We start from the raw sequence: 13,346 nt of genomic DNA on the forward strand, positions 1-13,346 counted from the left end.
AGGCAGGAAAAATGACACGGGTCGCCCGCCATGAGGGCGCGGCCCTCCTTCCTCGCAGCCAGGAGGTAGCGACGTGCAGGACGCCGCCGACGAATATCCGGATATTCACTGGCCGGCCGGTTTCACACCGGATGACGCGGACTGCCACAGCCGGGCGCGCACCGTGGTCGATGCCTCCGCGGCGCGGGTGTTCGACCTGCTCGTCACAGCAGAGGACTGGCCGAGCTGGATACCAGGGCTGACCGATGTACGGTTCAGCTCCCCTTGTTCAGGGACGTTGCAGCGGCATTGCTCACTGGAATTCCGACTGGCGGGCCGCCACCGATTCGAGATTCTGGTCGGCGAAATCGTGACGCACCGCAGACTCGGCCTGTCGGGTATCGCCAGCGGTCTGCAGTTCTATCAGGCATGGCTTTTGACGCCTTCCGAGGGGCAGACCCTGATCGAAAGCGAACTGGTGGCCCGTGGCACAACGGCCAAGGTCATACAGGAGGCGCCGCCGGCCTGGGCGAGCCGTCTGAACACCCGGTTGCCGGCCCGCCTGAAAGCCCGGGTGGAAGCAGACTGAACACCTGCGGGGGCAAGACCAAGCGGGCCGCCCGTCTCGGGGCGGCCCGCCGAGCCGGTCGTTTCAGGCCGGCAGATCTGTCGTCTTCGCCGCGTCCTGGTCAAGGATCAGTCCGTCGATGACGACGGTGAGCAGACGGATGAGAGTGGGTTCGAAGTCGACGCCGATGTGGGCCAGGGACGGCTCTTCCCGGTAGAGGCGGGTCAGGTTGTCCGCAGGGTGGCCGGCTTGCCACAGCGGTGAGGTCAGGCAGATGGCCGCGACAACGACTTCCTGGGCCCGGCGGCGGTCGAGGGTGCTCGCGGCGGTGACGGCGTCGGTGATGGCCGAAACCGCCTCGCCGGCCGCGCGCTTGAAGGCGCGGACGCGCTCGTAGGAGACCTCGCGTTCGAGGCTGAGGGTGGCGTGCGTGAGCAGGTCGCAGAGCAGCGGACGTTCGATGAGGGTGTCCGACAGGGTGCGGGCCAGTTCCACGGACGTCAAACCGCTGCGGCCGGCGAGCCGTGCGGTGACGGCACGCGACCAGTCCTCGTATCCCTCCTGAGTGAGGTTGAGCAGGATCTCGTCGCGTGAGTCGTAGTAGCGGCGTACGGCCGACACGTGTACGCCCGCGTGCTGGGCGATGGCTGTGAGAGTGACACCGCGCACCCCGTCACGGCCGGCCAGCGCACGAGCTGCCTCCATGAGGTCGGCGGCCCTCTGCGCCTTGTGCTCCGGCGAGTAGGCGCGCTGGAAGTTGGGTCGGTGAGTCGTCACTCCCGCAGTCTAACGCAAGGGGCCCGCGTTAGTCAGGCTCAACGCAAAGGCATTGCGTTGACAACGCAATGCCTTTGCGTTAGCTTCGCTGGTGTTTGCCGCAGCGTGCGAGGAGCAATCCGCAGGCGCTGCGGACCACATCAAAAAGGCGGAGACACGACAGCCATGACCTCAGCATCCGATGTCCTGTACGTGCTTGACCGGATCGCGATCCAGGACTTGATCGCGAAGTACGGCCTGGGTCAGGACCTGCATCAGGGCGACAACAACGACCAGGACCTGACAGCCCAGTGGTCCGAGGTCTTCTCCTCGGACGCCGTGATCGATGCCTCCGACGTCGGTCAGGGCGCCGAGATCGGCCTGGCGGACTACATCGACTTCATGCGCGGAGCGGACCGTAAGCCCACCGAGGGGCTGGGCAGGCTGTTCGGTCAGTGGCAGCACCGCGAGGGCTACGCGACGGTCACCATCGACGGTGACACCGCGACCGCGATCTCGCCCTTCTTCCACACGCATGAGACGCGGGACGGCCAGGCCAACGTCATCCACACCGGGCTGTGGCACGACCGATTGGAGCGACGTGCGGAGGGCTGGCGGATCGTTCACCGCCGGCTGGAGAACGGCTTCTTCAACACCTTCGCGCGGATCCCCGAGCCGGTCGAACTGCTGGAGCGGTAGTCCCGCCGACCTCTGCGGCTGGGACGGCGAAGCCGTCCCAGCCGACAAGTACCCCGCTACGTCATCCGACTGATACAGCCGCGCTCCGCCCGCCGGACGCTGGTGCCCGGCCCGTCGCCCGGACAACCGGCGCGACCGGATTCACCACAGGAGAAGAGGCAGGCGGGAGCACGCACGAAGGCTCCAGCCCGGCTGACGACATCGCCGTTCGACCATGACGGCAGGAAGCGGGACCGATATGCAGTTCGGGATCTTCGGCGTGGGAGACGTGGTCCTCGACCCCGTGTCCGGCCGCAAGGCGACGGAACACGAACGGATCAAGGCCGTGCTGGAGTACGCCCGGCTGGCTGAGGACGTCGGCCTCGACGTCTTCGCCATCGGTGAGCACCACAACCCGCCGTTCATGCCGTCCTCACCGACGACGCTACTGGCGTACGTCGCGGCAAGGACGGAACGCATCATCCTCTCCACGTCCACAACGCTGATCACCACCAACGACCCGGTGAAGATCGCCGAGGACTACGCCATGCTGCAGCACCTCGCGGACGGCCGGGTCGACCTGATGATGGGCCGGGGCAACACCGGCCCCGTCTACCCCTGGTTCGGCAAGGACATCCGCGACGGTATTGCGCTGGCGGTGGAGAACTACGCGTTGCTGCGCCGACTGTGGCGCGAGGACGTGGTGGACTGGGAGGGCAGGTTCCGCACACCTCTGCAGTCGTTCACCTCGACTCCGCGTCCGCTGGACGGCATCCCGCCCTTCGTCTGGCACGGCTCGATCCGCAGCCCGGAGATCGCCGAGCAGGCCGCCTACTACGGCGACGGCTTCCTGCACAACAACGTGCTGTGGCCCAAGCACCACGTCCAGAAGATGGTGGGCTTCTACCGCGAACGGTACGAGCACCACGGACACGGGGCCGCGGATCAGGCCACCGTCGGCCTCGCCGCGCTCGCGTTCATGCGCGGCAGGTCTCAGGACGCCATCAAGGAATACCGCCCCTACTTCGACAACTCCGAGGTGTGGGGGCACGGCCCGTCGCTGGAGGAGACCGTCGCGCAGACCGCGTTGCTGGTCGGCAGCCCCCAGCAGGTGATCGAGCGCACCCTCGCGTTTCGTGAGTACGCCCAGGGCGACTACCAGCGCCAGCTCTTCAGCGTCGACGCGCTGGGACTGCCGCACAAGACGGTGCTGGAGCAGATCGAGCTGCTCGGCGAGGTGGTCCAGGTGCTCCGCAAGGAGTTCGCCGTCGGACGTCCCGCACACGTCCCTGAGGCTCCCACGCACGCGTCCCTCAAGACGGCGAAGGAGAACGCGCGATGACCCGGTCCCTTGTGGTGGTGTCCGCGGGACTGCGACAGCCGTCGTCTACCCGCCTGCTCGCCGACCGCCTCGCGCAGGCCTCCGACGAGCAACTGCAGCTGCGGGGCGAGCAATCGCGGGTCGCACACGTCGAACTGCGCGACCTCGGGCATGACATGGTGAACCAGATGATCACCGGCTACCCCTCCGAGGCACTGGAGGAGGCGCAGAACCAGGTCACCCGCGCCGACGGTCTGATCGCGGTGACACCCACCTTCACCGGCTCGTACAACGGCTTGTTCAAAATGTTCTTCGACGTGCTGGACAACACCGCGCTGGTGGACAAGCCGGTACTCATCGCCGCCACCGGCGGCACCGCACGGCACTCCCTGGTGCTGGAGCACGCGCTGCGGCCTCTCTTCTCCTACCTGCACGCCGCTGTCGTACCCACGACGGTCTTCGCCGCACCGGAGGACTGGGGCAACATCGAGGCGTCCGGCGCCTCGCTCATGCGGCGCGTCGAGAGGGCGGCCGTGGAGATGGCCCGCGAGGTGCAGCGCAGGGAAGCGCCGATCGTCGCGGATCCCTATCAGGACGTGAATTTCGACCGGCTGCTGAACGCCGACTGACCGCAGCGAAATCCGGCCGGCCGGGCGGTACCGGGGAACGCAGAACAAAGCTCACCGCCAATGAGCCACCGGGCCAGTCATCTGACTTATGGTCGCTCACCGCCCGGTCGTAAGAATAGAGGGGAAAGGTCGCGGCGGACGCCAAAGTCGACCTACCCGCGGCTTCGCGCCGCACATTCGAAAATTCTCGAAATACGAGGTGGCCGCAGTGCCTCGGCACGCAGTAATCCACCGGAAAAGGAGAGCAGTTATGCAGGCCGCAATTGTCACCCGATTCGGGGATCCCGGGGTCTTCGAGCTCACCGAGCTGCCCGACCCGGTCCCCGGACCCGGGCAGGTTGCGATCGACGTCAGCCATGCCGCCGTCGGCCTGATCGACGCCTACATCCGCCAGGGCGTGTACAAGGACCAGGAGGGTCTGCCTCAGCCGCCCTACGTGCCCGGTCTGGAAGTGGCGGGCGTCATCCGGGCGCTGGGCAAGGGCGTGACGGACTTCCGGATCGGCGAGCCGGTGGTAACCCTGTCCGGCACCGGCCCGGAGGGCGGCTACGCCTCGGTCGCCGTGGTGGACGCGGCGATGACCGCCAGCCTGGAAGGCACCGGTATCGACCCGGCACTGGCAGTGACCACAGTGCCCAACGCCGCCACCGCGTACCTCGCACTCAGCCAGGTGGCGCATCTCCAGCCCGGTGAGCGGGTGCTGGTGCACGGAGCCCTGGGCGGGCTGGCCTCCGGCTTCCCCGGCGTGGCCCGCATCCTGGGCGCCTCCGCCGTAGTGGGCACCGTGCTCCGCAGCTCGCTGGCCGAGGGTCAGGCCTCGGCTCTCCCGTACGACGCCATCGTCGCGAGCGAGGACCTCGCGGAGGCCGTCGGCGATCAGCGCTTCGACGTCGTGGTCGACCCGGTCGGCGGCCGGCTTCGCACCGAGACTCTGCGGGTGATGGCGCCGATGGGCCGGATGCTGCTGGTCGGCAATGCCAGCGGCGACTGGCAGCACACCGTGGAGACGAGCGCCCTGTGGGGCGGCAACCTCGCCATGCTCGGCTTCGCGGTTGGCTTTTACCTGCCCGCCCACCCTGAGCTCGGCCGCCCCGCCGCGGAAGCCGCCCTGAAGGCCGTAAGCCAGGGCCTGGCGGATGTTCCCACCCGGGTTCTGCCGCTGGCCGACGCCGCCGAAGCGCACCGGCTCACCGAGAGCGGAACCGCAGGCGCCCGGATTGTGCTGACGCCCTGACAGCCGCGCCAGCACAGGCGGCGCACCCCCGCGCGGCCCGAGCGCGCACCGAAGTTTCACCCCTCCGGGCTCCATGCCCGGTCAGTCATACGAAGGATGATCACGTTGAAGATTCTCAATCGCCGGTTCGTCAACGGCCGTGTGCAGGAGTCCCATGGCCGGGAGATCCAGATGGTGACCAGCGCCATCACCGGTGAGCAGATCGCCGAGGGTGTGCTGGGCGACGCCATCGACGCCAACGAGGCGGTGGCGGCTGCCAAGCGGGCGCTGCCCGCCTGGTCCGCCACCACGCTCGACCAGCGCCGGGAGTACCTGCAGAAGCTGGCCGACTCCTTCGAGGCCCACCGCGAGGACATGATCGCGGGTCTGGTCGAGGAGTTCGGCACCACGACGGCGACCGCGGACTACATCGTCAGCCAGTCCCGCGACTGGTTCCTGTTCGCACAGAAGCTGCTGACCGAGGAGACGTTCACCGAGCAGATCGGCCGGGCGACGGTGCGCAAGGTGCCGGTCGGGGTGGCCGTCCTGATCACCCCTTGGAACGGTGCCAGCTGGTTCATCGCGATGAAGGCGAGCGTCGCGCTGGCGGCCGGCTGCACGGTGGTGGTCAAGCCCAGCGAGCGCGGATTCTGGCAGGCCCAGGCTGTTCTCGACGCGTTCGCCGACGCTGGACTGCCCGACGGTGTGGTCAACATCGTCTTCGGCAAGGGCGACCCGGTAGGCAACGTCCTCACCTCCCACCCCGACGTCGCCAAGGTGTCGATCACCGGCTCCACCGCGACGGGCAAGATCATCGCCCACAACGGCGTGGACACCATGAAGCGCGTCACCCTGGAGCTGGGCGGCAAGTCGCCGACGATCATCCTGGACGACGCCGACCTGTCCAAGGCGGTCCCGTTCGCCGTGGGGGCGGGTCTGTTCAACAACGGGCAGGCCTGCATCGCCGGCACCCGCATCCTCGTTCCGGCCGGCCGCGCGGAGGAGTTCAAGCAGGCGCTGGCCGACGCCGTCGGCGCCCTGAAGGTCGGCGATCCCCGTGACCCCGCCACGGTCGTGGGCCCGGTTCTCGACCGCGACCAGTACGACCGTGTGCAGCACTACATCCGGACTGGCATCGAGCAGGGCGGCCAGCTCCTGGCCGGCGGTCTCGGCCACCCGGAGGGCCTGGAGAACGGCAACTACGTCAAGCCCACCCTCCTGACGGCGACCAACGACCAGACCATCGCACAGGAGGAGATCTTCGGCCCGGTCATCGCCGTGATCACCTACCGTGACGAGGACGAGGCCGTTGCGATCGCCAACGACAGCCCGTACGGGCTGCACGCCTACATCGCCACCGGCGACACCCGACGCGGGCAGGCCCTTGCGCGGCGTCTCCAGGCCGGGCGCGTGATGATCAACGAGATCATCGACGCCCCCGACGCCCCCTTCGGCGGCTTCAAGCAGTCGGGTCTCGGCCGCGAGTTCGGCCGCTTCGGACTGGCGGCCTACCTGGAGACCCAGGCGGTCTTCAGCTGACCGCCTGCCAGCCCAGTGCCGGACCCCTCGGCACTGGGCTGGCGTGTGGACCGTGGCATCGGCGTTCCCCGAGGTCGAGGGCATGACCGGGATCCGAGGCTCAGACGCGGAGGGATTGTGATGGTTCGCCGTCCGGCGGGCCACGAAGGTCGCTGCCGGAGCCACGATCACACCACACCCCCGCAGCGTAGGAGAGCATCGTGAGCGCCGAGAATCCGTCGGCGGGGGCGCCGCAACCGTCGAACCCGACAACCATCCGACTTCGCCGTTCCGGCGCACAAGCCGTCCGCTCCCGTGGTGGTGACCCCGGACAACGTCTACATCCGTTCCACCCCCGAGGGCCGGCGGCCTGCCGGACGCATCCGATTTCACGCGAGAAGGCGACCGGCGTCAGACTGCTGCCGAGGTGGTGTGGACACATGCCCGCCCGTCCGCCGCCATGCTCGCCGCCTACGAGGACGACCCTTCCCTGGCCGCGCACCGGATGGACTTCGCCCTCCCTGCAGGAAACGCTCACCACCCTCATCGCCGGCACCCTCAACCGCGCGCCCCTGAACCCCGAGCGGCGCTCCTCCGCGCAACTCCCCCTGGAGCAAACATGCGTGTAATCATCTTCGGCGCCTCCGGCATGGTCGGACAGGGCGTACTGCGCGCCTGTCTGCTGGACGACAGCGTCACCGACGTCCTGCTGGTCGTACGCAGGCCCATGAACATGACCCACCCGAAGGTCCGCGAAGTCGTGCACGCGGACTTCGCCGACTTCTCCGCGATCCAGAGCGAGTTGCAGGGCCTGAACGCCTGCTTCTACTGCCTGGGCGTCTCGGCGGCCGGACACAAAGAAGCGGACTACACCCGTATCACGTACGACTACACGCTCGCCGCAGCCCGTGCGGTCGGCACCGACAACCCCACCCTGACCTTCGCCTACGTCTCAGGCGAGGGCACCGACAGCACGGAGAACGGCCGCGCAATGTGGGCGCGCATCAAGGGCCGTACGGAAAACGCCCTGCTGGCGACGGACCTCCACGCCTACATGTTCCGCCCCGGCTACATCCAGCCGCGCCACGGCGCGGTGTCCCGGACGGCCAGCTACCGGGCGTTGTACCGGCTCACGTCCTGGCTGTACCCCGTCCTGCACCGCCTCGCACCGCGGCACACCACCACGACCGAGCACGTCGGCCGCGCCATGCTCGCCGTCGTCGAGCGGAAGGGCGAAGGCCCGCGGATACTCACCAGCGCCGACATCAATCAACTCGGCTCGCCATGATCACGCCCTGAAAGCGGTGGGCGTCGTCATACCTTCTCGCCCCGATGCTGAGGTTATGCGTGCCGAGAACCTCTTCCGAGCACGTCAGCAGCCAGATCGGTAGCCGCGCCCTTGGGCTCCCGCGACGCTGGAACTGAACGCGTTCAAGCAGATTTCCTGGAGTCGCTGAACGCGTTCGGTCCCCGCCCTCTTTGATTTTGCCGACACCCGCACACGGGCTATGCAGCCATTCTGGAGCGGTACGGGACGCGGAGAAGAACCACTGTCAGGAATGCGGATGAGCCTGGCAACCCGCAGATCTCACGGCGCCCTTCCCCGCATCCGAAGACTGGGCAGCCTCGACGTTTCCGGCGCCACACTGCTGACGGCGATCAACGACCAGACCGTTGTGCACGAGGAGGTCTTCAAGCCGGTCGAGCCGTGGTCACCTGCCGTGACGAGGAGGCCTGGACCCCGGCCGGCCTTTGCTGATGCCGGCGGTCGAGGAGGAGGCCAGTTCCTCGACACCTCTTTGCCGGTCCTGAGGACCGGCGTGGGGAAGGTCAACGCCGCGACAGCCCTCGCGTTTCCGTTCTCGCCTGCGGACCACTTCCCTGGTACATCGTCAAACTCGTCAGTGACGATGCCAGTGACGACGCCGCCAAGGCGTGGCGGGACACCATCACGCAGTGCGCTCAGGCTCTCACGGAGTGGACGGCAGCCCACGTTCCTACGATGACCGACGCCCTGGGTCTGGCAAGTCAGCGGGACGGCCCGCCAGGGACCGCAACGTAACGCTCGCAGATTGCGTTGCCGGGGCAAGCGGACTAACGTAATAACGCAAGTGTATTGCGTTGCGATTCGTCGCCCCATCTGCGCTGCAGTTTGTGGAGCACAACCTGACAACAACGAATGGAGCTTGTCCCATGTCAAAGGTTTTCCTCGTCAGCGGTTCCTCCCGTGGACTCGGCCGCGAGATCGTCACTGCCGCCTTGGCCGCGGGCCACCGGGTGATGGCCACTGCCCGCGACCCACGGTCCCTGGAGGATCTGGTTGCCGCGCACGGCAACCAGGTTCGGGCCAGTCAGCTGGACGTGACCGACCCCGAAGCGGCCGAGCGGGTCGTGCTCGAGACCGTCGAGGCGTTCGGGCGGCTGGACGTGGTGGTCAACAACGCGGGACAGGCAGACCGCGCCTCCCTTGAGGACTCAACCTTGGAGGCGTTCCGCCGCCAGGTCGACACCAACTTCTACGGCACCGTCTATCTCAGCCGAGCCGCCCTGCCGGTCCTTCGCCGGCAAGGCGGCGGGCACATCATTCAGGTCTCATCCCTCGGCGGACGGCTCGCCAGTCCGGGGATGACCGCTTACCAGTCGGCCAAGTGGGCCGTCGGCGGATTCTCCGAGGTCCTCGCCACCGAAGTCGCGCCCCTGGGTATCAAGGTCACGGTCCTGGAACCCGGCGGCATGCGCACCGACTGGGCAGGATCGTCGATGCACATCCCGGTGGTCAGCGATCCTTACCGAAACACTGTCGGAGCCGCCGTGGAGACGATGGCCGAGTTTGCCCAGAAGGCAAACAGCGATCCCGCGAAGGTGGCACAGGCCGTTCTCACGGTCGCTGGGCTGGATGAACCCCCACTGCGCCTGCTCCTGGGCACGGACGCCTACACATACGGACGCGCGGCCTGGGCCAAGCGACTTGAGGAGGACGAGGCGTGGCGGCACCTGAGTCTCTCCACTGACCACGACGAGGCGAATGGTGACGGCACGCGGTTGCTCGACAAGTAGCGGGTGTCTGGTTCGTGACAAGGCCCCGCCAAGATCCACCGCAGCACGTCAACCGCATTTCGCCGTATCCAGACGGGCGCGCAGACCGCTGACTTCGTGGGTGAGCCCGGGGCCGATGTGGACATGGCCCTGATGCCAGCGAGCGGAGCCGCCTGTGCCCAGGGCTCGCATCAGGTTATGGGTGATCGCGGCCAGAGCGAGCCAGACGGCGTTGGTCTGGAAGTCACCAGACGGAAGGTGCGCGAGGGGTCCTTGTTTCGGGTCGGATATCGCCTGCTCGACGATTGCGTGGCGGCTGCGGAACTCAGGCTGCAGGATGGCTGTGGTTGCTGGAGACCGGCAATGACTGGCCGCTGCTCAGATACGTCATCTGACGTATGCCCGCGCCCGCCACGCAGGAGAGGGTGAATGTGCAAGGCAGCGCCAGTATTCGCTATGTCAGAGAGAGGCCCTCGATGAGTCTTCCTATGCCGCAGATTAGCCCCGACGACCCTCGATGGACGAAGCGTGGAGCCATCTACATTCCCGCTGACGAGGGGGTCACCAAGTGGGTGTCGGACAGTGTCTACTCGGTGAAGGTCCACTCGGATATCACGGACGGGCACCTCGGCTTCGTCGAAGCCCAGGTGCCACCGGGTTCCGGGCCCGTGGCGCACGTGCACAATCGCAACAGCGAGGCATTTTACCTGCTTGACGGCGAGCTGGAGTTTCTCAATGGTGACGAGAAGATCACTGCAAGGTCGGGAGACTTCATCTATGTCCCACCGGGAATCCGTCACCGCTTTCTCAACAAAAGCACCCGCCATGCCAAGATGCTCTTCCTTTTCACCCCCGGCGGCCCTGAGGCTCTGTTCATGCGCGGCGACGAACCTACGCCGGGTGTGCCGGCGCCGTTGTGGGACGCCGAGCGTTTCGCCGACTACGGCGAAGCAGTGAGTGATCTCGACATCGACTCACCTGTCCTCCCGGAAGGCTGAACCCGGATCCCCCTCCCGACGGGCCGCGCCATGGGGGCGGAGCCTGAGCCCGAGGTCACCGAGTGCCGGAGGCGACCGGAAGTGGCACCGACGGGCCGACGGAGCATGCGTGAGGAGATCGTCGACGCGGCGGTCTCTCGGTTCCACCTGAAGGGGTACATCGCGGCAGGTGTCAAGGACATCACCGATGCCGCCGGAGGGGGAAACGGTGCCCACGTCGTGCAGCTGCCGACCGGGAAGGCGTTGACCGTCCGGGCGGCGGCGGACGTGTTCCTCGACTAGCTCGGCAACCCGAACACAGTCCGGAACTACGCGATCGGGGTGCGCAAGACCGCTGAGCGGCTCGGCGAGGTCCGGCCGCTGGCATCGGTCGCGGACGACGAGATCGGCGAGGCCCTGGAACTGCTGTGGGGCACCGCGGCGGTGAACACGTGGAACTCCCGCCGGGCGGGAGTGCTGTCCTGGCTCGGCTGGTGCCATGAGCGCGGTTACGAGGGGCCGATGGTCCCGTCCTGGGCAAAGCGGCTGTCGGTGCCGGACTCCGACACCGCGACCCGCTCGAAGATGGCGGTCGACCGGCTGATCGCGCGCCGGTAGGTGCACCTGCGGGAGAAGACGCTGTGGCGGATGCTCTACGAGACTGCCGGGCGAGCGGAGGAGGTTCTCGGCGTGAACATCGAGGACCTGGACTTCGCCGTGCGTCGCTGCCCGGTCAAGGGCGCCCGGGCCAAGACCCGTTGGCGGGGCCAGGCGCGCGAGGACTACGTGCTGGAGACCGAGTACTGGGACGCCGGTACCGCCCGGCTGCTGCCCCGGCTCCTCAAGGGCCGCACCCGCGGGCCGGTGTTCGTCACCCACCGTCGACCGGGGCCGGGCAAGGTCGTCAGCCCACGCGATGTGTGTCCGGACACCGGGCTGGCCCGCCTGTCGTACGGCCAGGCCCGGGCGCTGCTGGACGAGCGCACCGCTGTGCGCGGCCCGGGGACGGGGTGGGATCTGCACGAGTACCGGCACTCTGCCTTGACCCACCTCGGTGAGCAAGGGGCCTCCCTGCTCATGTTGATGGCCAAGTCCCGGCACAAGAAGCCCGAAAATGTCCGCCGATACTTCAAACCCTCACCCGAGGCCATCGCCGAGCTCACCAGCCTGCTCGCCCCCGGTGACGGGCGTCGGTAGCGGTTCAGCCTCGGAGCAAATTTGAACGTTGCCGCCCCGCTCTGGGCCCGCCCTTTGGGCTGGCCCAGGGCGGGGTCCCTCATGCGGGCAACGAATGATCTAGAAGTTCTGTATCGCTGGGCGTGATCTGTCGCAAAGGCCTGTCGCCCGAGATCTGATCAGAAGCCCCGGAAGACGCCGTCGTCATCCGCAGCCTCGACGAACTCCTCCCAGTCCATGTTGGCGAGGGAGATGTTGTTCTCGATCGACCACAGTTCTTCGGCCGTGACTCGCAGTTCCTCGTGATCCTGCTCCGGTTCGTCCTCGTACGGCAGGTGCACAGCGAGCAATGGCATCTCCGGCGTGGTGAGGGCGGTCTTGTCGGCCACGATCATCAGGCTGCTCCGTCCGGCAGGGGCCAGGGAGATGACCTGTTCGATCGTCAGATCACGGTAGGCAGAATCGTCCACGACGTGAACATCCGCGAGGAAGTCGTCCTCGTTCGGAGTCGCGACTGCCGTGTGGAGGGCTTGCCAAGCTGCCTGGTCGGAAAAGTCGGTGCGGATCAGCAGGGTGCTGTTCGTCTGCGGCAGGCTCTTCAATGGAAACTCTCTCCTTGAGGGTGGTGTTCGGCGGTTCCAACGAGATGCCCGGCCCGGGATGGCGTCACCTCAGCAGGCAACATATCCGCTGGGTCGGACAGAAGACTCACTGAGCCCTTTCCGACCTGGCGTTTGCGCTGCCCAGGAGCCTTCGATAGCGCTCGGGAGACTGTGATCAGCTATCTACGCTCTGCCGGCGGCGTTGGTGCACGTCGGAACCATGCTGGCATTGCTGCAGTTCCCTTCACGCATGCTCAGTACGGTGCCATCACCAGGTCGCCGATCACTCGCAGCCCGGCTTGGGCCGCAATCCATGGTGCGCGTTCGGCCTCAGCTTGCTTGACGTGGACGAACACCGTGCAGTCGGCCGCAGGCTCCTCCAGATCGAGGTCGCGGGCATGCGCGCACAGGGTGACGAACGCGCCGCGGGTGCCTCCCACCCCCAGACCTATCTCCGGAGCCTCGGGCCAGGCGTTGAAGTCCCACCGCACCGTCGCCGGGCTGTCGCCCACCGCCTTGAGAAACGGCTCCACGGTCTCGGGTGCCCCAGCCCAGCGTCGTAGCCAGATGGGCAGGTAGGCCGCCGGATCATCCGCCGTGTCCGAGGCACCGTCCCTCTCCCCTGCAGCCCACCAGTCGGCGTCCGGCAGCAGGGCCAGCACCTCCGATAGAGAGTGAGTCGAGGAGATCCGCGCATCGAAATCGACTTCCAGATCCCTCAGGTCGGCGATCCCCAGCAGCCTCTCAACGATGCGCAATCCCTCCGAGAGGTCCGCTGTTCTCAAGATGGGCTGCGCGTAGGAGTTCGACACGACGATCAGTTTGCCACCGCATGAGCGTTGTCCACCCGGCCATGCCCGTTGGGTAGTTGAGCTGACGGGCAGGAGAAGCCC

The 13,346-nt window shown here is 67.2% G+C and carries 12 protein-coding genes and 1 pseudogene; 10 read left to right on the plus strand and 3 right to left on the minus strand.

Annotated features, from left to right (window positions below; genetic code table 11):
* The first annotated feature begins 73 nt into the window (after nucleotides 1-73).
* Entirely contained in the window at nucleotides 74-568 is a 495-nt protein-coding gene (locus BLW85_RS07530) for an SRPBCC family protein (protein WP_074991626.1), read from the plus strand.
* Nucleotides 569-631: 63 nt separating this feature from the next.
* On the opposite strand, the gene BLW85_RS07535 is transcribed toward BLW85_RS07530, so the two are convergent.
* The gene (locus BLW85_RS07535; protein WP_074991627.1) at nucleotides 632-1,324 is read right to left on the minus strand and encodes a TetR/AcrR family transcriptional regulator; all 693 of its coding nucleotides are present in this window, start codon (nucleotides 1,322-1,324) and stop codon (nucleotides 632-634) included.
* Nucleotides 1,325-1,489: 165 nt separating this feature from the next.
* Between BLW85_RS07535 and BLW85_RS07540 the strand changes: the two genes are divergently transcribed.
* The 9 genes and pseudogenes from BLW85_RS07540 to BLW85_RS07580 all read left to right on the plus strand — a co-directional run bounded on the left by BLW85_RS07540 (nucleotide 1,490) and on the right by BLW85_RS07580 (nucleotide 11,872).
* The gene (locus tag BLW85_RS07540) at nucleotides 1,490-2,002 is read left to right on the plus strand and encodes a nuclear transport factor 2 family protein (RefSeq protein ID WP_074991628.1); all 513 of its coding nucleotides are present in this window, start codon (nucleotides 1,490-1,492) and stop codon (nucleotides 2,000-2,002) included.
* 238 nt (nucleotides 2,003-2,240) lie between these two features.
* The gene (locus tag BLW85_RS07545) at nucleotides 2,241-3,323 is read left to right on the plus strand and encodes a CE1758 family FMN-dependent luciferase-like monooxygenase (RefSeq protein WP_074991629.1); all 1,083 of its coding nucleotides are present in this window, start codon (nucleotides 2,241-2,243) and stop codon (nucleotides 3,321-3,323) included.
* Entirely contained in the window at nucleotides 3,320-3,931 is a 612-nt protein-coding gene (locus BLW85_RS07550) for an FMN reductase (protein WP_074991630.1), read from the plus strand. The genes BLW85_RS07545 and BLW85_RS07550 overlap by 4 nt, the downstream gene beginning before the upstream one ends.
* Nucleotides 3,932-4,181: 250 nt before the next feature.
* Nucleotides 4,182-5,165: a quinone oxidoreductase family protein gene (locus BLW85_RS07555; RefSeq protein WP_074991631.1), complete on the plus strand. Its 984-nt coding sequence runs from the start codon at nucleotides 4,182-4,184 to the stop codon at nucleotides 5,163-5,165.
* A 105-nt stretch (nucleotides 5,166-5,270) separates the two neighbouring features.
* Nucleotides 5,271-6,683 (plus strand): aldehyde dehydrogenase family protein, encoded by a 1,413-nt coding sequence (locus BLW85_RS07560; RefSeq protein WP_074991632.1) that lies wholly within the window; start codon nucleotides 5,271-5,273, stop codon nucleotides 6,681-6,683.
* 598 nt (nucleotides 6,684-7,281) lie between these two features.
* Nucleotides 7,282-7,950: an NAD(P)H-binding protein gene (locus BLW85_RS07565; RefSeq protein ID WP_074991633.1), complete on the plus strand. Its 669-nt coding sequence runs from the start codon at nucleotides 7,282-7,284 to the stop codon at nucleotides 7,948-7,950.
* Nucleotides 7,951-8,855: 905 nt separating this feature from the next.
* The gene (locus BLW85_RS07570) at nucleotides 8,856-9,719 is read left to right on the plus strand and encodes an SDR family NAD(P)-dependent oxidoreductase (protein ID WP_074991634.1); all 864 of its coding nucleotides are present in this window, start codon (nucleotides 8,856-8,858) and stop codon (nucleotides 9,717-9,719) included.
* Between the two features lie 467 nt (nucleotides 9,720-10,186).
* On the plus strand, nucleotides 10,187-10,696 hold the full coding sequence (locus tag BLW85_RS07575; protein WP_107409084.1) for a cupin domain-containing protein: 510 nt from the start codon (nucleotides 10,187-10,189) through the stop codon (nucleotides 10,694-10,696).
* A 243-nt stretch (nucleotides 10,697-10,939) separates the two neighbouring features.
* Nucleotides 10,940-11,872, plus strand: a pseudogene (locus BLW85_RS07580) (tyrosine-type recombinase/integrase).
* Nucleotides 11,873-12,030: 158 nt separating this feature from the next.
* On the opposite strand, the gene BLW85_RS07585 reads toward BLW85_RS07580, so the two are convergent.
* Nucleotides 12,031-12,453 carry a DUF6924 domain-containing protein gene (locus BLW85_RS07585; protein ID WP_074991635.1) on the minus strand — a complete coding sequence of 141 codons (423 nt, stop codon included), beginning with the start codon at nucleotides 12,451-12,453 and terminating at the stop codon, nucleotides 12,031-12,033.
* A gap of 254 nt (nucleotides 12,454-12,707) precedes the next feature.
* Complete coding sequence (locus BLW85_RS07590; RefSeq protein WP_074991636.1) at nucleotides 12,708-13,265, minus strand: hypothetical protein; 558 nt, start codon at nucleotides 13,263-13,265, stop codon at nucleotides 12,708-12,710.
* Between the last annotated feature and the right edge of the window lie 81 nt (nucleotides 13,266-13,346).

Origin of the sequence: Streptomyces misionensis, assembly GCF_900104815.1 — a bacterium.
GTDB lineage: Bacteria > Actinomycetota > Actinomycetes > Streptomycetales > Streptomycetaceae > Streptomyces > Streptomyces misionensis.